The sequence below is a fragment of the Microbacterium sp. P5_B6 genome, from assembly GCF_056400345.1.
On sequence record NZ_JBFULL010000016.1, the window covers coordinates 1 to 19790 of the forward strand.

The following is a 19790-nucleotide window of genomic DNA, read 5'->3' on the forward strand; positions in this document are numbered from 1 at the left end:
GAAACACCCGACATGAAACAGGTGCTCGGCGACAAGCGCGCCATACTCATCCTGCTCGGCCCCGCCCTGCTGATCTACACCCTGGTCATCCTCGTGCCGATGGTGTGGTCGTTGTACTACACCGTGCAGGACGGCAACCCGATCATCGGGTTCACCTTCAACGGCTTCGGCAATTTCGTCAAGTTCTTCAAGGACCCGGCGGCCTGGGATGCGGTGTTCTTCACCCTCAAGTACGCCGTCGTCCTCACGGGGCTCCAAGTGGCGCTCGGCTACGGACTGGCGCTGATGTACGTGTTCTGGCTGCGCCGCAGCTCGGGTCTCGTGCGCACGATCGTGTTCTTCCCCGTGGTCCTTCCCACGGTGGCTATCGCGCTGCTCTTCCAGCGGCTGTTCGAAGCCGCGCCGACCACGGGTCCGGTCAACTCGCTCATCATGCTGCTGGGCGGCGACACCGTCGACTGGTTCGGGATGCCGGCCGCATCCTTCTGGGTCGTCATCCTCATGGATCTGTGGCGCTCGATGGGCTTCTACGCCGTGCTGCTCTACGCGGGACTCGTCGACATCCCGGAAGAGCTCATCGAATCGGCCCGCATCGACGGCGCTTCGGGCTGGAAGCTCATCCGCACGATCATCATCCCGCTGACACTCCCGGTGCTCCTGTCGAGCCTCATCTTCAGCATCAACGGAACGCTCAAGGTGTTCGACACCGTCGTCGCGCTCACCGCCGGTGGGCCGGGCAATGCGACCACGCCGCTCACGCTCTACATGTTCCGCACCTCGTTCGCCTACGGCGACTACGGCTACGGCAGCACGATCGCGCTCATGCTGACGATCCTCTGCCTGCTGTTCACCGTGTTCATCTTCCGGTCGACGCGCCGCGACCTCACGAAGGAGTGACCATGTCCGCCACGACAGCATTCGTCACGGGTGAGGATCTGCCCGACATCCATGAGGCGCCGCCTCGGCGTCCGCGCTCGGTGCGAGGCATCCTGTCCCGCATCCCGGGATGGATCCTGATCACGATCCTGCTCATCGTCGTGATCTACCCGATGGTGTGGATGTTCCTCGGGTCGTTCAAGACCCAGGACGAGTTCCTCAATGCTCCGTTCTGGGCTCTCCCGGAGAACTGGTCGCTCGACAATTACGTCGAGGTGTTCACGACCGGCGGCTTCGGCACGTACGTGCGCAACAGCATCCTCGTCGTCTTCCCGTCCCTCGCCGCGATCCTGATTCTGGGCGTCGCCGCGGGCTTCGCCCTGGAGGTGATGGTCTGGCGCGGCAAGGCGACGGTCCTCCTGCTCTTCCTCATCGGCATCATGGTGCCGACGCAGATGATCCTGCTGCCGCTGTTCACGATCTACTTCCGGCTGCACCTCACGGGCACGTTCTGGCCGCTCATCCTCACCTACGTGGCGACGGGCCTTCCTCTGACCGTGTTCATGATGGCCACGTTCTTCCGGGCGGTGCCCCGCGAGATCTTCGAGGCGGCGACCCTCGACGGCGCGAACATCTTCCGCATGTTCTGGTCGGTCGGCATCCCGCTCGTCCGCAATGCGCTCTTCACGGTCGGACTCGTTCAGTTCTTCTTCCTCTGGAACGATCTGCTCGTCGCGCTGACCTTCACGACCAGCAGCGACCTGCGGACGATCCAGGTGGGACTCCTCAACTTCACCGGCCAGTACGGCGCGGTGCAGTACGGGCCGACGTTCGCCGCGATCGCCGTCAGCGTCTTCGGCACGCTGCTGATCTACCTCTTCCTGAACCAGCAGGTCATGAAGGGCCTCACGGCCGGATCGGTGAAGGGCTGACGTGACGGACATCACCGAGATCTGGCTCGAGAACAGACGTGCGGGAACCACGGTCGGAATCGACGAGGATGCTCCCCGCATCTCGTTCACGACCGCCGAGCACGGGACGGACTTCGAGCTGGAGTTCACCCGCGACAGCGGAAGGGTCGAGCGCGCGAGAGCAGTCGGCACCACCCGAATCGCCTGGCCCTTCGCTTCGCTCGCTCCGCGCGAAGGCGGTGCCCTGCGCCTGCGGGCCGCGGGGACGGATGCCTGGACCCCGGCCACGACGATCGAACGCGGCCTGGCCGGCGATTGGCGGGTGGACTTCGCGTCGCCCTCGACCTCGGCGGCGCAGGGCATCCTGCGTCCCGGGTACCTGCTGCGGGCGAGCTTCGACCCCGGCGTGCCCGTGGAGCGCATCGCGAAGGTGCGGCTCTATGCGACCGCCCACGGCGTCTACGAGCTGGAAGTCAACGGCGGTCGCCTCGGCGAAGACAGGTTGGCACCCGGCTGGACGAGCTACAGCCACCGGCTGAGGTATCAGACCTATGACCTCACGGCAGCACTGGCCGACGGAGAGAACGTGCTCGGCGCGTGGCTCGCAGACGGGTGGTACCGCGGTCGGATCGGCTTCGACGGCGGCCTCTGGGACCTGTACGGGACGGATGTCGCCCTGCTCGCGCAGCTCGAGCTGACGACGGTCGACGGCGAGCACCTCATCGTGCCGCTCGAGTGGACGTTCAGCGAGTCGCCCATCACCGCAGTCGGCCTCTACGAGGGCGAGACGCACGACGCCCGGCTGCTTCCCCAGGGCTGGTCGGCGCCGGGCTTCGACGGCTCCGGCTGGGCACCGGCGATCCCGTTGCCGCGGGAATCGTTCACGGCTGCGATCGAGGCGCCGACCGCGCTGCCCGTCCAGGAGACGGAGGTGCTGCGCCCGGTGTCGGTGGACCGCCGACCGAACGGACGCATCCGGCTCGACTTCGGCCAGAACATCTCGGGTGTGCTGCGGATCCGGCCCCGCGCGGAGCGCGGGCACACGATCGTGCTGCACCACGCCGAGGTGATCGAGAACGGGGAGCTCGGCATCCGGCCCCTCCGCACGGCCACATCCGTCGACACGTATGTCGCCGCGGGCACGCCGGGGGAGGAGTACTCGCCCCGGTTCACGATCCATGGCTTCCAGTACGCGGAGCTCGAGAACTGGCCCGGAGAACTGCGCGACGGCGATGTGGAAGCGGTCGTGATCCACACCGGGATGCGGCGCACCGGCACGTTCGAGAGCTCGCACGCGGGCCTGAACCAGCTGCACTCGAACGTGGTGTGGAGCATGCGCGACAACTTCGTCGACCTGCCCACCGACTGCCCGCAGCGCGACGAGCGCGTCGGCTGGACGGGAGACATCCAGGTCTTCGCGCCGACCGCACTGAGGCTGTTCGCCGCGCACGGGACGCTCACCGGCTGGCTGCGGGATCTCGCCCACGAGCAGCGCGACCAGGGGCACGTGCCCAACTTCGTGCCGTGGGTCGAGTGCGGGTTCCCGAACTTCCCGACGGCTGCCTGGGGGGATGCCGCGGTGATCGTGCCGTGGACGATGTACCAGGACGACGGCGACACGCAGATCCTCGCCGAGCAGTACGAGAGCATGCGCGCGTGGGTCGACCTCGTCGACGGTCTCACTGGACATACCGGGCTCTGGAACGCCGGCTTCCAGCTCGGCGATTGGCTGGACCCGACGGCTCCCCCCGAGAGCCCAGGCGACTCGCACACCGACCGGCATCTCGTCGCCACGGCCTACCATGTCAAGACCGCGCGGATCGTGGCCGAGACCGCGACGCTGCTCGGCGATGCCGCGGGCGCCGAGCGGTATCGGCTCATCGCCGCACGCGCCACGCGGGCCTTCCAGGACGAGTTCATCAGCGCCTCCGGCCGGGTCGTCAGCGACACCGCCACCTCGATCGCCGTGGCGCTGGTCTTCGACCTCTTCGCCTCGGCGGCGCAGGCCGCGCGCGCCGGCGAACGGCTGCGCGAGCTCGTCGGCCACGGTGGCTTCCACATCTCGACGGGATTCGTCGGCACGCCGATCATCTGCGACGCCCTCGTGCTCTCGGGGAGCATGGACTACGCCTACCACCTGCTGCTGCAGGAGGGTCTGCCCTCGTGGCTGTACCCGGTCACGATGGGGGCGACGACGATCTGGGAGCGCTGGGACAGCATGCTGCCCGACGGGTCGATCAACCCCGGCGATATGACGTCGTTCAACCACTACGCGCTGGGCGCGGTGGCGGACTTCCTCCACCGCTCCGTCGCGGGACTGTCGTCGGATGCTCCCGGCTGGGAGGTCGTGCGGTTCGAGCCGCGCCCCGGTGGCGGGCTCGAGCATGCGTCGGCGCGGTTCGACAGCGTCAGGGGAACGGCGGCCATCGCCTGGCGCCGGGAAGGCGAGACGCTGACGATCGAGGTGACGGTGCCCGCGGCATCCCGGGGAGTCGTCGTCCTGCCTGGCGGCGGCGGCGAGGAGATCGCAGTCGGACCGGGCGCGCATTCGTTCCGCACCTCGTTCCGGGCTGTCGCCGACGATCCCGAAGCCCCCTTCTTCGGCTGGCGGCGCGAGCCCGTCGACGCCTGACCGGCAGATAGCAGAGGACTCATGAACGAACGCAAGACGTCGATCACGCCCGGCCGGCCCTGGCTCGACACGAAGGGTGAGCGGATCCACGCCCACGGGGGCTCGGTGCTCACCGCCGACGGCGTGCACTACTGGTACGGCGAGAACAAGGAGTTCTCAACGCCCGGAAGCGGCATCTGGCATTGGGGCGTGCGCTGCTACTCGTCGACCGACCTCTGCAACTGGGAGGACCGCGGGCTGATCATTCCCCCTGACGAACACGACGAGGCCTCGCCGCTGCATCCGTCACAGCTGCTGGACCGTCCGCACATCATCTACAACGCGCATACGCAGAAGTACGTCTGCTGGATCAAGGTGATGACCAAGGGCTCGATTCAGCGCTCGACCGTGCTGACCGCCGACAGCATCCTCGGGCCGTACGAGATCGTGCGCACGTGGCTGCGGCCGCTCGACATGAGCGCCGGGGACTTCGACCTCGTGGTGGACCCGCACGACGGGAAGGCCTACTACTACTTCGAGCGCGTGCACTCCGAGATGATCTGCGCCGACCTGACCTCGGACTACACCGATGTCACGGGCTACTACTCGACGCATTTCCCGCAGCCGCAGCCGCCCTTCGTCCGCGAGGCTCCCGCCTACTTCTCGCGCAACCGTCGGCACTACCTGCTCACCTCGGGGACGACCGGGTACTACCCCAATCCCTCCGAAGCGGCGGTGGCTCCGTCGTACCACGGGCCCTTCGACGTGCTCGGGGACCTGCATCCGTCCGACGAGTCGCGAACGTCGTTCCACTCGCAGATCTCGTCGGTGTTCCGGCATCCGGGCAAGAAGGATCTCTACATCGCGATCGCGGATCGGTGGCTTCCGGGCTACCTCGACCATGGCGCGCGGGCCCAGGAGGCCTTCACGCGGCACTTCGCACCCGGCCGCGACAGCGACGAGCCGATGGAGGAGTTCGCGCACGTCGACTCGTCGATCGCTGACTACGTCTGGCTGCCGATCCGCTTCGACGGCGACCGGCCCGTCATCGAGTGGCGCGACGAGTGGCGGCTCGAGGAGTTCGAGGACGCCTGAGACGGCGGGTCGATCCGGGTCGGCCGCTGGGCTGGCGCTCGCGTCGGACATTCCCGCGGATGTCGGTGCGATGCCGCCGGATGCTCCGACCAACGGCCCATTCTCCGACGGTCAGGCGGAGGGCGCGCCCGGCTCGAGAGCCTTGAGCATGTCCTCCTCGGCCGGGTTGTCGGCCTGGAGCTGCTCCTCGGTCGTCTCGTCGCCGCCGGTGGGTGCGTCCTCTTCGATGGGGCCGTCTTCTGCTCGTCGTTCGTCCATGGCCTCACGGTAGGCCGGGGCCTGCATCCGCCGACAGGGATTGACAGGGGCGAGGTCGCTCCCGGCGAGGGTGGGAGGCGGCCTCAGGACTCACTGAGCTCGGGCACGGCCGGCGGCGCGTCGGCCTCGGCATCCGGATCCCGCGGTCGCGATCCCGAGCCGAGCGAGAGTGTCGCGAGCAGACCCAGCACGAGGAAGCCGGCTGCCGCGAAGCTGGCGTACTTGGTTCCCTGCGAGAGTGCAGCCTTCGCGTCCTCGGCGACCGCTTCGGTCTGCGGCGACTGCTCGAGGCCGGCGATCGCACCGCCCGCGCTGTCGACGACGGCCGAGACGACCTGGTCGCGCTGATCGGACGGGATGCCGCGATCGTCGAGCGACGCGGAGAAGACCGCGGCGGTGCTCGAGAAGAGGATCGTGCCCAGGATGGCGATGCCCAGCGCTGCCCCGAGCTGGCGGGAGGTCGACTGGGTTCCGGATGCCTGGCCGCCCTCCGTGACCGGCACGTCGGCGAGCACGACTCCGGTGAGCTGCGCGGTGGCGAGGCCCACGCCGAGTCCATACACGAAGAGCGCGGGGATCAGCGGCACCCACGAGGCATCCGGGGCGATGACGAACGCGACCGCCGTGACGCCGATGATCTCGGCGATGAGTCCCGCCCGCACGATCCACACCGGCGAGAACCGCCCGCTGAATGCTCCGGCGAGCCCGCTCGCCACGAACGAGCCGATCGCGAGGGCAAGGAGGATCAGGCCCGTCTGCACGGCCTCGAATCCGAGGACGAACTGCAGCCAGAGGGGCAGGGCGAGGATGATCCCGAACTCGCCCAGCGAGACGACCATCGCGGCGATGTTTCCGTTGCGGAACGACGGGATGCGGAACAGCCCGAAGGCGATGATCGTCGACTTGCCCTGCCGGCGCCGGTGGTTTCCCCAGGCGACGAAGGCGATGATGCCGACCAGCGCGATGGCGAAGGCGACCGGGATGGGGGAGAGGTTCCACGGCCACGTCCAGTCGCCGATCGTGAACGGCTTGTCGATGGTCCACCAGCCGTAGCTGCGGCCCTCGATCAGCGCGAACACGAGTGCCGCGGTCGCGACGATCGACAGGAGTGCTCCGACGACGTCGATCGACGTGGCCCCGCCGCGGGACTCGTCGACGGTCAGGAGGATTCCGATGAAGATCAGGATGCCGAGCGGCACGTTGATGAGGAACGCCCAGTGCCAGGAGAACTCGGTGGTGAGCCACCCGCCGAGGAGCGGTCCGACGGCCGCCATCCCGCCGATCGTCGATCCCCAGACGGCGAACGCGATGGCGCGCTCGCGGCCGCGGAACGTGGCGTTGAGGAGCGAGAGAGTCGTCGGAAGCATCAGCGCACCGCCGACGCCCTGGACGAACCGCGCGAGGATCAGCAGCTCGCCGGTGCTCGCCAGAGCTGCGCCGACGGAGGCCAGGGTGAAGATCACAACGCCGGCGAGCAGCATCCGTCGTCGTCCGATCCTGTCGGCGAGGCTCCCGAAGACGAGCAGGAGCGAGGCGAACACGAGGGTGTAGGCCTCTTGCACCCACTGCACCTGGGTCGAGGTGATGCCGAGGTCGTCGACGATCGCCGGGATCGCCACATTGACGATCGTCGAGTCGACGATGATCAGCGCCACAGCGACGCTGATGAAGACGAGTCCTGCCCAGCGGCGCCGCGACGTCTGAATCATTTCGCTAGCTTATCTAGCAATAAGTGATTTGGGTAGCCGCGATCGCCCCGCTCTTCACGGGATGGTGGGCCGGTGTGGGGTCAGCGGGCGGCGATGACGGCGTTGTCGAGCTCGTCGGCGTCGACTCCGGGACGCTGGGCCTGGTTGGTCAGCAGCACCCAGGCGACTCCCGCCGTCGGATGCACCCAGAACTCGGTGCCCGACCAGCCCCCGTGGCCATAGGTGTCGCGGTCGATGAGTCCGGGCGCGCGGGTCCGCAGGTTCCAGGTGAAGCCCCAGTCCTGGCCGCGCTCGGCCGGGTACGGCTCCAGGCGGGGGATGTGACCCGTCAACGGCCGGCGCATCATCGCGAGCGTCGCGGGCTGGACGATCTCCCCGTCGTCACGCAGCAGCGCGGACCCGACCGCCAGGAGGTCGTACGCCCGGCCGATGAGCCCCGCGCCCGGGTGGCGCAGGGCGACGAACTTCGCGGTGTCGACGCCCGAGGCCTCCGCATCCGTGATCGTGTGGGGATCGGATGCCTCGTCGAGAGTGAGCCCGTCGGCGCCGACCGAATCGGCCCAGTCCGCGACGGCGGCATCCCACGAGAGTCCCGTGGTGTGCGTGATGAGCTCGGCGACCCCCTCGAAGGCGATCGACGAATAGCGCGACGCCTCGCCCGCTGCGAAGTCGCGACCAGGAGTGCGGAGCGCTGCGGCCAGCCCCTGCGGCACATCCAGCGGGGGCTCGATCATGCCCGAGGTGTGGCTCACGAGGTGGCGGAGCCGCACGACGTCATCGCGCCCCTGGCCGAACTCGGGCACCGCCGCGGTCAGCGGGGTCTCGATGCCGAGGAGGCCGCGCTCGACCGCTCGGGCCGCGGCCAGGCCGACGAGGGGCTTCGTGATCGAGAACAGCCGGAAGTGGTCGTCGACCTTCGCGGGGCGCCCGGCGGTCTCGCCGAAGGCGTCGAGGGCGACGATGCCGCCGGCTGTCGCGATGCCGAGGACGGCGGTGGGGAGGCGCCCGGCATCGACATGACGCTGGGCCCAGTCGAAGGCTGCGGAGTAGGAGTCGGTCATGCCTTGGGAGCGTACCGGCGCGGAGCGTGCGTGCGTGCGACGAGGTCGCGCAGCGACTCGAGCGACCCCGACACCAGCCCCGCGGCGCGGGCCTGGATGAGGACGTTGCCGAGCGCGGTCGCCTCGACCGGGCCCGCGAGCACCGGAAGGCCCGCTCGGTCGGCGGTGCGCTGGCAGAGTAGCTCGTTGAGCGAGCCGCCGCCGACGATGTGGATCGTGCGCACATCGACTCCGCCGATGCGTCCGGCTTCGCGGGCGGTGTCGGCGAAGGCCTGGGCGAGAGACTCGACGATGCTGCGGGCGTACTCGGCGCGCGTGCGCGGAGCGGGGATGCCGTGCTCGTCGCACCACGCGTCGATGCGGGCGGGCATGTCGCCGGGGGCGAGGAACCGCGGGTCGTTCACATCGAAGACGGGGACGGATGCGGTGACCTCCTCCGCCGAATCGAGCAGGGTCGGCAGGTCGATCGGGTGTCCCTGGCGCTCCCACGTGCGCACGGCCTCGCTGAGCACCCAGAGCCCCATGACGTTGTGCAGCAGGCGCACGCGACCGTCGACCCCGCCTTCGTTCGTGAAGTTGGCGGCCAGCGCTTCGGGCGTGAGGACGAGGTGGTCGACCTCGACCCCGACGAGCCCCCAGGTGCCGCAGGAGATATAGGCGGCGGCATCCGGCTGCATCGGCACGGCGACGACGGCCGAGGCGGTGTCGTGCGATCCGACGGCGGTGACCGGCGTGCCTGCGGGGGCGCCGATCGACGACGCGACGTCGGGCAGCAGAGCGCCGAGGCGGTCGCCCGGCGCGATGAGCGGGGGAAGGATGCCGCGCGGGATGCTGAGGGCCCTGATCAGCTCGTCGTCCCAGGTGCCATTCAGCACGCGCAGGAGGCCGGTGGTCGAGGCGTTCGTCTGCTCGGCCCGCGCCTCACCGGTCAGCCAGTACCCGACGAGGTCGGGGATGAGCAGCGCGGTGTCTGCGAACTCGAGGATGTCGTGCGGCTCGGCGGCGAACTGGTAGAGCGTGTTGAACGGCAGGAACTGCAGCCCGTTGCGCTCGAAGAGCTCGGGATGCGGCATCCGGTCGTGAACGGTCTGGACCCCTCGGGCCGTGCGGGTGTCGCGGTAGTGGAACGGGTCGCCGAGAAGCCGTCCGCCGCGCAGCAGCCCATAGTCGACCGCCCAGGAGTCGACGCCGATGCTCGCGATGCCCGGTTCGGCGAGGAATGCCTCCCGGAGCCCCTTCACCGCCGCGCCGTAGAGCGACAGGATGTCCCAGTGCAGGCCGTCGCCGACCTGCACCGGGTGGTTCGGGAAGCGTGCGACCGATGTGGCGTCGAGCGTGTCGGGCCCCACGTGCCCGATGATCACCCGGCCGCTGGTCGCGCCGAGGTCGACGGCAGCGACGGCGCCCGTGCTCATGCTCATACGCCTGCCCTGTCCGCGGTGGTCGGCAGTGCGCTCTGTCGCCCAGAGAGCGGCTTCTTCACGTCGATAAGGTGCACGCTCGGCGAGAGAGCGCTCTGTCGACAGGAAGGGATCGGGGCAGGAGCCACGCCTGACAGCCGAGTCATCGGAGGAACGCGGCCGCGACGCCGGAGTCGACGGGGATGTGCAGGCCGGTGGTGCGGGAGAGCTCAGGACCGGTGAGCACGAAGACCGCGTCGGCGACGTTCTCGGGCACGACCTCGCGCTTGAGGATCGTGCGGTTGGCGTAGTACTGGCCGAGGTCCTCTTCCTTCACGCCGTAGGTCGCGGCGCGGTTGGCGCCCCAGCCGGCCGCGAAGATGCCGGAGCCGCGCACGACGCCGTCCGGGTTGATGCCGTTCACGCGGATGCCGTGCTCGCCGAGCTCGACCGCGAGCAGGCGCACCTGGTGGGCCTGGTCGGCCTTGGTGGCCGAGTACGCGATGTTGTTGGGGCCGGCGAACACGCTGTTCTTCGACGAGATGTAGATGACGTCACCGCCGAGCTTCTGCTCGATGAGCGCCTTCGCGGCCGCCTTCGAGACGAGGAACGAGCCCTTCGCCATCACATCGTGCTGCAGGTCCCAGTCCTTCTCGGTGGTCTCGAGCAGCGGCTTGGAGAGCGAGAGTCCGGCGTTGTTGACGACGAGGTCGATGCCGCCGAACGCGAGCACCGTCGCGTCGATCGCGGCCTGGACGCCGGCAGCATCGGCGACGTTCGCAGCGACGCCGATGGCGACATCCGTCCCCCCGAGTTCTGCGGCCGCGGCCTGCGCCTTCTCGAGGTCGAGGTCGGCCACGACGACGCAGGCGCCCTCGGCAGCCAGTCGCACCGCGATCGCCTTGCCGATTCCGGATGCTGCGCCCGTGACGAACGCGATGCGCCCCTGGTGGGTCTTGGGCTTGGGCATGCGCTGCAGCTTGGCTTCTTCGAGCGCCCAGTACTCGATGCGGAACTTCTCGGCATCCGAGATCGGAGAGTACGTCGAGAGCGACTCGGCACCGCGCATGACGTTGATCGCGTTGACGTAGAACTCGCCGGCGACGCGGGCCGTCTGCTTGTTCGCGCCGTACGAGAACATGCCCACGCCCGGAATCAGGACGATGAGCGGGTCGGCGCCGCGGATCGCGGGGCTCTCGGCCGTGGCGTGGGCGTCGTAGTAGGCCTGGTAGTCGGTGCGGTACTCCTCGTGCAGTTCGTGCAGGCGCGCGATGGACTCCTCGACCGTCGCCGATGCCGGGAGATCGAGGATGAGCGGCTTCACCTTGGTGCGCAGGAAGTGGTCGGGGCAGCTGGTGCCGAGCGCCGCCAGACGAGGAGCGTTCTCGGACGCGAGGAAGTCCAGCACGACGTCGGAGTCGGTGTAGTGGCCGACCTGCGGCTTGTCGTGCGAGGCCAGGCCGCGGATCGTCGGCGCGAGGGCAGCGGCCTTCGCGCGGCGGTCGTCCTCGGGAAGCGCCTCGAACCCGGCGCGCACGCCGCCGAACGGGTCGGCCTTGCCGTGCTCGGCGATGTAGGCGGCGGCGGTGTCGATGATCCAGAGCGAGTTCTGCTCGGCCTCTTCGGACGTGTCGCCCCACGCGGTGATGCCGTGTCCGCCGAGGATGCAGCCGATCGCCTCGGGGTTCTGCGCCTTGATCTCGGCGATGTCGAGCCCGAGCTGGAAGCCGGGGCGCCGCCACGGCACCCACGCCACCTTGTCGCCGAAGATGGTGCCCGTGAGCGCCTCGCCGTCCGCAGCGGTCGCGATCGCGATACCGGAATCGGGATGCAGGTGGTCGACGTGCGCGGCATCCACAAGCCCGTGCATGGCCGTGTCGATCGACGGCGCAGCGCCGCCCTTGCCGTGCAGGCAGTAGTCGAACGCCGCGACCATCTCGTCCTCGCGATCCACCCCCGGGTACACGTTCTGCAGCGCGCGCAGGCGGTCGAGACGCAGTACGGCGAGTCCGGCCTCCGTGAGGGTGCCGAGGTCGCCGCCCGAGCCCTTGACCCACAGCAGCTCGACGGGCTCGCCCGTCACAGGGTCGGTCTCGGTGCCCTTCGCGGACGTGTTGCCGCCCGCGTAGTTCGTGTTCTTCGGGTCGGCGCCGAGTCGGTTGCTGCGCGCGATGAGCTCGTCGGCTGCGGGGTTGGTCATGGGGAGGATCCTTCGGGGGTGTGGGTTCGTGGGTCGAGTGGTCAAGACACGCCGAGGCGGCGTCAGCCGGTCGGCGGGTCTTGGCTGCTCGAGGGGGAGGGGGCCGGGGTGAGCGCCGGGGAGCGCAAGGCGGCCAGGCGCGTGGCGATGCGATCGATCGAGACGGATGCTGCGGGCTGCTGAGGGTTGTTCAGGTGACCGTGGGTCGTCCCGGCCTCGGTGACGACCTCGATCTCGCGGCCGGCTTCGGCGAGGGTGGCGGCGAAGACCTCTCCGGACACTCGGAGCTCGTCCACCTCGCCGTTGATCATGAGCGTGGGCGGGAACCCGGCGACGTCATCGGTCGTGGCCGTGCCCGGCACCGCGTACAGCGGGGCATCGTCGAACGGTCCGCCGAGGTAGAGCTCGTACATCCCCCGCACGCTTTCCGGGCCGAAGCCGTCCGCCTCGGGGTGGGCGTCGAGCGCCGCCCGCAGCTCGGGCGAGGGGGCGGGCTGGACGGCGAGCAGTGTCGGGTAGGCGAGCACGGCCAGCGCGGGCCGGGGAGCGGCATCCGCTGCCAGCAGGCGCAGCACCGCGCCCGCAGCGAGATTGCCGCCCGCACTCGCGCCGCCGATCGCCAGGCGCTCGGGGTCGATACGCAGCCGCGCCGCGTTCTCGACCGCCCACGACCATGCCGTCAGCATGTCGTCCGACCCGGAGGGGTAGACGAAGCCGTCCCTGGCGGCGCCGTCGGGCGAGAAGGGGAATCCGGCCGGGGTCGGCGCGAGCCGGTAGTCGACCGAGATGACCGTCGTCCCGCGAGTCGCGAGCGAGCGTGCCACCCAGTCGGCTTCGGGCATGTCGAGGTCGCCGAAGGCGAACGCGCCGCCGTGCGCCCAGACGAGTCCCGAGCCGTTGGGCTCGCGCGCGGGGTACACGCGAACGAGCCCCTCGGCGGCGGCGTACGGATCTGCCATGCCGGTTACGCTCCCCAGCCGGCCTGGACGCCGCCGACGCGGTCGGCCGTGATCTTCTCCTGGTAGCCGGATGCCGCGTACGCCGCCATGGGGTCGGCCGCGAGTCCGCGGGACTCGCGCCATTCGGCGAGGGCCGGACGCACGTCGGTGTAGAAGGCATCCATGAACACGGCGTTCGCCGCGAGGACGTCGTTCGACTCCTGCGCCGCGGCGAGGGCGGCACGGTCGACGAGGAGCGCGCGCGCCGTCATCTCCTGCACGTTCAGCACCGACCGGATCTGGCCGGGGATCTTGTCCTCGATGTTGTGGCACTGGTCGAGCATGAACGCGACCTCGGGGTTGTTGAGGCCCCCACCGCGGACGACCTCGAAGATGATCCGGAACAGCTGGAAGGGATCGGCCGCGCCCACGATGAGGTCGTCGTCGGCGTAGAAGCGCGAGTTGAAGTCGAACGAGCCGAGCTTTCCGAGGCGGAGCAGCTGCATGACGATGAACTCGATGTTGGTGCCGGGCGCGTGGTGTMCCGTGTCGAGGCACACAAGTGCCTTGTCGCCGAGAGCGGCCACCTGGGCGTAGGACGTTCCCCAGTCCGGAACGTCGGTGTGATAGAACGACGGCTCGAAGAACTTGTACTCGAGCACGAGGCGCTGGTCGTCGCCGAGGCGCGCGTAGATCTGCTGCAGCGAGTCCTGCAGGCGGTCCTGGCGGCCGCGCATGTCAGCCTGGCCGGGGTAGTTGGAGCCCTCGGCGAGCCAGATCTTGAGGTCGCGGGAGCCGGTCGCATCCATGATGTCGATGCACTCGATGTGGTGCGCGATCGCCTTGGACCGGATGCGCTCGTCGTGGTGCGTCAGCGCACCGAACTTGTAGTCCTCGTCCTGGAAGGTGTTCGAGTTGATCGTGCCGAGCGACACCCCGAGGTCTTCGGCGTGACGGCGGAGGTCGGCGTAGTCATCGACCTTGTCCCACGGGATGTGCAGCGCGACGCTAGGTGCGAGGGCGGTGTACTCGTTGACCTTCGCGGCATCCGCGATCTTCTCGTACGGGTCACGGGGCGTGCCGCCCGTGGTCCAGACGCGGAACCGCGTGCCGGAGTTGCCGAACGCCCACGAGGGCAGTTCGATGCCCTGCAGCTCGAGCTCGGACAGGATGTCGGGAGTGAGGATGCTCACAATGCGTCGCTTTCTTGGTCGGATGCTGCGCCGGCGGTGGCGAGCTGGGCTTCGAGGTTGAAGACTTCGGCGAGGGGGGTGGCGGCCTGGTCGGGTCGGCCTTCGAGGCCGACGAAGAACCGGGCCATCTCGGCTTCCCACWTCGCGGCGACGGCGGACGCCGCGAGGTACCGCTGGGCGGCCTCGTCGTCGTCGGTCTCGTAGTAGCCGATGAGCCTGCCGCCGTCGCCGAGGAACAGCGAGTAGTTGCGGCGCCCGGCCGCGGCGATCTCGGCGAGCATCTCGGGCCACACCGGACTGTGGCGCTCGATGTACTCGTCGAGCAGCCCGGGATGGACCTGCAGTTGGAAGCAGACCCGGGTGGGGGAGGTGCTCGCCATCGGGCTCCTTCGGTGATCGCCGGAAACCGACGGTGTGAATCGTTTCAAAATCATACCTGGGTTGTATCGTTTCACGCAAGCGGAGCAAGGGGTGGTTCATGGCGGTGAGTGTGAAGGACGTCGCCGCGGCGGCATCCGTCTCGGTGGGAACCGTCTCGAACGTGCTCAATCAGCCGTCGAAGGTCGCGGCGTCGACGGTCGAGCGGGTCATGAATGCGATCGCCGAGCTCGGCTATGTGCGGAACGACGCGGCGAGGCAGCTGCGTGCCGGCCGCAGTCGCTGCATCGGTCTGGTCGTGCTGGATGTCGGAAACCCCTTCTTCGCCGAGGTTGCCCGCGGCGCGGAGGCGCGCGCAGCGGAGGAGGGCATGACGGTGCTGCTGGGCAGCAGCGACGAGCGCCTCGACCGTGAGTCGGCCTACCTCGATCTGTTTCAGGAGCAGCGCGTCAACGGAGTGCTGGTGACGCCGGCTACCGACGACCTCGCGCCCCTGGCTCGTCTGCGTGACGCCGGCGTGCCGGTCGTGCTCGTCGACCGCGAGACGAGCGGCGGCGAGTATCTCTCGGTCGCCGTGGACGACATCGAGGGTGGCCAGCTCGCGGTCTCGCACCTGCTCGGGCTGGGCCGGCGGCGGATCGCCTTCATCGGGGGGCCGCTCGCCACGCGCCAGGTCGCCGACCGCCTGGAAGGGGCGCGGCGATCCGTCGAGCGGGTGGAGGGCGCCTCGCTCGAGGTGATCGAGACTCCTGCGCTGACGGTCCTGCAGGGTCGCGCCGCCGGTGAGGCGCTGGTCGCTCGGGATGCCGCAGACCGACCCGATGCCGTGTTCGCGGCGAACGATCTGCTCGCCGTCGGGCTCCTGCAGGGTCTGAGCCTGATGGCCGATCTGCGGGTGCCCGAGGACATCGCGCTCATCGGCTACGACGACATCGACTTCGCGTCCGCGACCGTCGTGCCGCTCTCTTCGATCCGGCAGCCGGCATCCCTCATCGGATACACGGCGGTGGACGTGCTGCTCGCCGAGCTCGGCGAGGGCGCCGGCCACGAGCGCAACGTGCGATTCCAGCCCGAGCTGGTGGTCCGGGCTTCGACCGGCGGCTGAGGCCGGTCGGGGGACCCGCGCACGGCGTTCTCCCGTTGCCTTGAGCGCGACTCCACCCACTTCGCGTGACTCCACTCACTTTGGCGCGCCGAACTGCGTGGCTTCGCCGGACATGGGTGGATTCGGTGGAGGGGGCCGGCGTCCCGGCGACAGGCCGAAGGAGGCCAGGTGCCTGCGGAAGGTCGTTGCGTTCGCCACGTGGCTCATCCCCCAACGGACGAAGGCCCGCCCGCTGCGGCCTCGGATCCAGTCCTCGCGCTCCTTTTCGCGGAGAAGCGCCTTGCGCCCCTCCGGATCGCCCCCGAGGGCGACGTCGAAGTACTTTCCCTCGCCGTCGAACTCCCCCCACGCATCCACGTCGTCGAGTCCGAAGTCGATGGCATAGTCCTGACCGCGGGGTCCGGGAAACGGGACCTGAAGCTGCGGAGGGGCGAATCCGAGGTCGTTGAGGTAGAGGCGGCTCACGCTTTCACCGGGGAGTTGCGAACGACCGTCAGCGAATCGTGCGACCCACCGTGCCTGCCGGATGCCGCGTGCTCCTGCTGAATCCACCACCCGCTCCAGCAGCGAGTCACGCCAGGCCTCCGCAGCATCTTCGTCGAAGCGACGATCCGATTCGCGCCATCCGACGAGGCGGAGGGCTGCATCAGCGCAGGCGACGGCGGTCTCGCGGCCGACGGTGCGGATGACATCGAACACGGTCCGCTCGAGTGAGGTGCAGACGATCCCGGTGACCTCAATGCGGTCGTCGTCGCTCACGTGGACGCCGTGGCGGCGGACAGGGTCTGCGCCTCCCACTCGGCCGTTCGTGCCGACTCCACTCAGGTGGGGGGTTCCTTCACGGTGGCGGAACAGCGGAAGTCCGAGCAGCGCGGCGGCCGACACATGCGACCACACGGCATCCCCTCCGCGACGGGCGGATTCGGCTCCGACGACGCGGAGAAGATGGCGATCTTCCGGGAAGAGCGACTGCCACCGTCGAGCATCGACGAACCGGCCCGGATGCACGCGCACGATCTCACCTGACGCGATCCAATGCCTGATCGATCGGATGCCTCTCCCCTCGCGCTCGAGGTCATCGACGGTGCGGATCAGAGCGGCGGCTGCATGGGCATCCATCGTTCGACTCTCGATCTGCGGGACGCTCCCGACGCCCGCTCCCGGAGATCGGTGTCATTCCCCCTCCCCGTCGCGGTTGGGGAGGATCGCGCAGCGCACGCGAGTCCACACACTCGGCCCGAATCCACCGAGATGAGCGCATCGAAATGGGTGGACTCGGGGGATGTCGGTGGACTCGCGGAGGGATGGAGTGGTGGCGGCGCACGCGAGGGTGGCCCCGGCATCCCTCCACTCGAGAGGGAGGGAGGCAGGGAGGGAGGAGGGAGGGAGGGAGGGAGGGAGGGAGGGAGGGAGGGAGGGGAAGAGGTCAACCGGTTTGTCAGACGGGCCCGAGGGCGATAGGGTCGAGAGGTCGGAAGGACGTCGAAGATGACCCGGGTCCCACTACCCCATGAGCTGACGACGCGACGTGGCGCGGCGTCATGGACGCTCGGCACCGCACCGTGGCAGACGATCCCACAGCACGGGGGCGCACGTGCCCGCGTGATCATCGACAACGACTTCTCGGGCGATCCCGATGACCTGTACCAGCTGGTGCACCACCTGCTCTCGCCGAGCGTCGAGATCAGCCTCATCGTGGCCTCGCACCTGCGCGCCGACGATCCACTCGACCCGTCGGGGCGCAGCGCCCAGAACGCGGCCACGGTCGTCGAGGACGTGTTCGCCCGCATGGGCCTGGCCTCCACCGACGTGATCCGGCGGGGCTCCGACATCCCGCTCGATGACCGGCACACTCCGCAGCCCGCCCCCGCCGTCGACGCGATCATCGCGGAGGCGCTGCGCGAGGACCCCCGGCCGCTCTTCTATGTCGCCGGCGGCGGGCTCACCGACCTCGCCTCTGCGGTGCTCGTCGAGCCGCGGATCGCCGACCGCCTGACACTCATCTGGATCGGCGGCGCCGAGCATGAAGGACTCGCCGTGCCGCCGCCGAACGCGATGCCGATCGAATACAACCTGCTCATCGACGTGGTCGCGGGTCAGGTCGTGTTCGAGGACTCGGCGCTCCCGGTGTGGCAGGTTCCCCGCGACGTGTATCGACAGTGCCTGGTGTCGGATGCCGAGCTCCGGCTGCGTGTCGCCGCCACGGGTCCGCTCGGCCGCTTCCTGTACGACGAGGTCGCGCACCTCGTCGATGTGGTCGCCGAGCACCTCGGCGGCGCGAGCGAGACGTATGCGCTCGGCGACTCGCCTCTGGTGCTGCTGACCGCACTGCAGTCGCTCTTCGAGCCCGACCCGACCTCCAGCCGGTACGTCACGCAGCCCACACCGGCGATCACCGCCGACGGCCGGTATGAGGCACGGCCGGATGCGCGTTCCATGCGCGTGTACACGTGGGTCGACACGCGGCTCATGTTCGAGGACTTCTTCCTCAAGCTCGCCGAGTTCAGCGACTGGCAGGCCGACGCTGAGGCCGACGCCGACGCGGCGGGTGTGGTCTCGTGACCGCCACGCCGGCGCGGCCGCGCACGATCGTCACCGCCGACCCCGAGCTCGACGACCTCAACTCGATGATCCGCTTCCTGCTCTACAGCAACGAGGTGGAGGTCGAGGGACTGATCTACGCCTCGAGCCGGTTCCACTGGCGCGGCGACGGTCGGGGGACTTCGTTCTTCCTGCCAGGACGCGAGTACGACGAGCCCCAGACATCGTGGCGCTGGGCGCCCGGCGAGCGATTCATCGACGACGCCGTCGACGCCTACGAGGAGGTCTACGAGAACCTCGTCGTGCACGACCCCCGGTATCCCGCGCCATCCAGGCTCCGCTCCCTCATCCGCGAGGGCAACGTGGACTTCGAAGGCGACACCAGCCACGAGACGCCGGGTTCGCTCCTGATCACCGATGCGCTGCTCGACCAGCATCCCGGACCCTTGCACCTGCAGTTGTGGGCAGGACCGAGCACTGTGGCGCGCGCTCTCATGTCGATCGAGGAGCGGTTTCGCGACTCCGAGGACTGGCCGCGCGTCCACGCCGAGGTGTCCGCGAAGGCGGTGATCACGAAGTTCGCCTCGCAGGACACGAGCTACGACGACTACATCGCCCCGGTGTGGCCCGGCATCCGTGTCATCGAGGTGGCGACCCTCGCCTGGGGGTACATGGCGCGCAAGACGATCCGCTCGGAGGACCACGACCTGCTGGGAGCCGAGTGGACCCGCGAGAATGTCACGAGCGTGAGCCCCCTGGGCGCGCTCTACCGGGTCTGGGGTGACGGACGGCAGATGGTCCCGGGCGACATGACGGACTACTTCCACCTGTCCGGTCAGAGCGCCGACGAACTTCGCTCGCAGGGATACGGCGTGTGGATTGAGCCGCAACCCGCCGGGGAATGGATCTCGGAAGGCGACACGACCAACATGCTGAACCTCATCGTGCCCGGCCTGCGCGGCCACGAGCACCCTTCCTTCGGAGGGTGGGGTGGCCGCTACGAGCGGACGGATGAGGGCGTGGACACCTGGCGGCTCGCGGATGCCGCGTTCCACGTCGGCGGGGACGGTCCGGACTGGATGAACGCCCCGCCGCCCGGGGACGAGGGGTCGGTCGTCCGCTGGTTCGCCGACGCGCAGGCCGACTTCGCCGGACGCCTGCGCTGGAGTGCGACGCCCCGGTTCGAGAACGCCAATCACCACCCCACGGTGCTCATCGAGGAGGGGGTCGACCGCTTCGTCGATCCCGGGGAAGTCGTCACCCTCACGGCTGGCCTGGGTGACCCGGACGGGGACGACGTCCGGTGCCGGTGGTCGATCGACCGCGAGGCAAGTACGTGTGAACGGGATGCTGCGCTCGGCGCCGGCGAGGGCCCCGTGACGAGCGTCCGCATCCCCGCGGACGCGCGCACGGGCGACACGATCCACGTCATCGCCGAGGCGAAGGATGCAGCCCCGCGTCCGCTCAAGGCCTGGGCGCGCGTCATCCTCACCGTCCGCTGACGCGGGCGGGCG

At 69.2% G+C, this 19790-nt stretch carries 16 protein-coding genes; 7 read left to right on the plus strand and 9 right to left on the minus strand.

The genetic code is table 11. The annotated features are described in order from the left end of the window. From AC1DP3_RS15950 to AC1DP3_RS15965, 4 genes are all read left to right on the plus strand, one after another. The coding region (locus AC1DP3_RS15950; protein ID WP_477294966.1) for a carbohydrate ABC transporter permease at positions 1–897 on the plus strand (897 nt) is incomplete at its 5' end. A 2-nt stretch (positions 898–899) separates the two neighbouring features. Then, the gene (locus AC1DP3_RS15955) at positions 900–1808 is read left to right on the plus strand and encodes a carbohydrate ABC transporter permease (protein ID WP_477294968.1); all 909 of its coding nucleotides are present in this window, start codon (positions 900–902) and stop codon (positions 1806–1808) included. A gap of 1 nt (position 1809) precedes the next feature. Then, positions 1810–4419 carry a family 78 glycoside hydrolase catalytic domain gene (locus AC1DP3_RS15960; protein ID WP_477294970.1) on the plus strand — a complete coding sequence of 870 codons (2610 nt, stop codon included), beginning with the start codon at positions 1810–1812 and terminating at the stop codon, positions 4417–4419. Positions 4420–4440: 21 nt separating this feature from the next. Beyond that, positions 4441–5493 (plus strand): family 43 glycosylhydrolase, encoded by a 1053-nt coding sequence (locus AC1DP3_RS15965; protein ID WP_477294971.1) that lies wholly within the window; start codon positions 4441–4443, stop codon positions 5491–5493. A 111-nt stretch (positions 5494–5604) separates the two neighbouring features. Here AC1DP3_RS15965 and AC1DP3_RS15970 read toward each other — a convergent pair whose 3' ends face one another. From AC1DP3_RS15970 to AC1DP3_RS16005, 8 genes are all read right to left on the minus strand, one after another. Then, complete coding sequence (locus AC1DP3_RS15970) at positions 5605–5751, minus strand: hypothetical protein (protein WP_477294973.1); 147 nt, start codon at positions 5749–5751, stop codon at positions 5605–5607. Positions 5752–5834: 83 nt separating this feature from the next. Further along, complete coding sequence (locus tag AC1DP3_RS15975) at positions 5835–7460, minus strand: DHA2 family efflux MFS transporter permease subunit (protein WP_477294975.1); 1626 nt, start codon at positions 7458–7460, stop codon at positions 5835–5837. Between the two features lie 80 nt (positions 7461–7540). After that, entirely contained in the window at positions 7541–8521 is a 981-nt protein-coding gene (locus AC1DP3_RS15980) for a serine hydrolase domain-containing protein (RefSeq protein ID WP_477294977.1), read from the minus strand. Further along, on the minus strand, positions 8518–9942 hold the full coding sequence (locus tag AC1DP3_RS15985) for a rhamnulokinase (RefSeq protein WP_477294979.1): 1425 nt from the start codon (positions 9940–9942) through the stop codon (positions 8518–8520). The genes AC1DP3_RS15980 and AC1DP3_RS15985 overlap by 4 nt, the downstream gene beginning before the upstream one ends. Before the next feature lie 142 nt (positions 9943–10084). After that, complete coding sequence (locus tag AC1DP3_RS15990; RefSeq protein WP_477294980.1) at positions 10085–12121, minus strand: bifunctional aldolase/short-chain dehydrogenase; 2037 nt, start codon at positions 12119–12121, stop codon at positions 10085–10087. A gap of 62 nt (positions 12122–12183) precedes the next feature. After that, on the minus strand, positions 12184–13080 hold the full coding sequence (locus AC1DP3_RS15995) for an alpha/beta hydrolase fold domain-containing protein (protein WP_477294981.1): 897 nt from the start codon (positions 13078–13080) through the stop codon (positions 12184–12186). 5 nt (positions 13081–13085) lie between these two features. Next, positions 13086–14252, minus strand: coding sequence for an L-rhamnose isomerase (gene rhaI / locus AC1DP3_RS16000; RefSeq protein WP_477294983.1), 1167 nt, complete (start codon positions 14250–14252; stop codon positions 13086–13088). Further along, complete coding sequence (locus tag AC1DP3_RS16005) at positions 14249–14632, minus strand: L-rhamnose mutarotase (RefSeq protein WP_477294985.1); 384 nt, start codon at positions 14630–14632, stop codon at positions 14249–14251. The genes rhaI and AC1DP3_RS16005 overlap by 4 nt, the downstream gene beginning before the upstream one ends. 98 nt (positions 14633–14730) lie before the next feature. On the opposite strand from AC1DP3_RS16005, the gene AC1DP3_RS16010 reads away from it, so the two are divergent. Beyond that, positions 14731–15735: a LacI family DNA-binding transcriptional regulator gene (locus tag AC1DP3_RS16010; RefSeq protein WP_477294987.1), complete on the plus strand. Its 1005-nt coding sequence runs from the start codon at positions 14731–14733 to the stop codon at positions 15733–15735. A 75-nt stretch (positions 15736–15810) separates the two neighbouring features. On the opposite strand, the gene AC1DP3_RS16015 is transcribed toward AC1DP3_RS16010, so the two are convergent. After that, positions 15811–16854, minus strand: coding sequence for a hypothetical protein (locus tag AC1DP3_RS16015; protein WP_477294989.1), 1044 nt, complete (start codon positions 16852–16854; stop codon positions 15811–15813). 369 nt (positions 16855–17223) lie between these two features. Here AC1DP3_RS16015 and AC1DP3_RS16020 point away from each other — a divergent pair, with 369 nt between their 5' ends. Further along, positions 17224–18297, plus strand: a complete 1074-nt coding sequence (locus tag AC1DP3_RS16020) for a nucleoside hydrolase (protein ID WP_477294991.1) — start codon at positions 17224–17226, stop codon at positions 18295–18297. Then, positions 18294–19778, plus strand: a complete 1485-nt coding sequence (locus tag AC1DP3_RS16025) for a DUF1593 domain-containing protein (protein ID WP_477294992.1) — start codon at positions 18294–18296, stop codon at positions 19776–19778. The genes AC1DP3_RS16020 and AC1DP3_RS16025 overlap by 4 nt, the downstream gene beginning before the upstream one ends. Positions 19779–19790 lie beyond the last annotated feature (12 nt).

Bases quoted from the DNA above. Each gene is read 5' to 3' on its own strand.
- AC1DP3_RS15965 (WP_477294971.1), top strand. From the start codon at position 4,441: ATGAACGAACGCAAGACGTCGATCACGCCCGGCCGGCCCTGGCTCGAC.
- AC1DP3_RS15985 (WP_477294979.1), bottom strand. From the start codon at position 9,942: ATGAGCATGAGCACGGGCGCCGTCGCTGCCGTCGACCTCGGCGCGACC.
- AC1DP3_RS15980 (WP_477294977.1), bottom strand. From the start codon at position 8,521: ATGACCGACTCCTACTCCGCAGCCTTCGACTGGGCCCAGCGTCATGTC.
- AC1DP3_RS15990 (WP_477294980.1), bottom strand. From the start codon at position 12,121: ATGACCAACCCCGCAGCCGACGAGCTCATCGCGCGCAGCAACCGACTC.
- AC1DP3_RS16010 (WP_477294987.1), top strand. From the start codon at position 14,731: ATGGCGGTGAGTGTGAAGGACGTCGCCGCGGCGGCATCCGTCTCGGTG.
- AC1DP3_RS15975 (WP_477294975.1), bottom strand. From the start codon at position 7,460: ATGATTCAGACGTCGCGGCGCCGCTGGGCAGGACTCGTCTTCATCAGC.
- AC1DP3_RS15955 (WP_477294968.1), top strand. From the start codon at position 900: ATGTCCGCCACGACAGCATTCGTCACGGGTGAGGATCTGCCCGACATC.
- AC1DP3_RS15995 (WP_477294981.1), bottom strand. From the start codon at position 13,080: ATGGCAGATCCGTACGCCGCCGCCGAGGGGCTCGTTCGCGTGTACCCC.
- AC1DP3_RS15970 (WP_477294973.1), bottom strand. From the start codon at position 5,751: ATGGACGAACGACGAGCAGAAGACGGCCCCATCGAAGAGGACGCACCC.
- AC1DP3_RS16020 (WP_477294991.1), top strand. From the start codon at position 17,224: ATGACCCGGGTCCCACTACCCCATGAGCTGACGACGCGACGTGGCGCG.
- AC1DP3_RS16015 (WP_477294989.1), bottom strand. From the start codon at position 16,854: ATGGATGCCCATGCAGCCGCCGCTCTGATCCGCACCGTCGATGACCTC.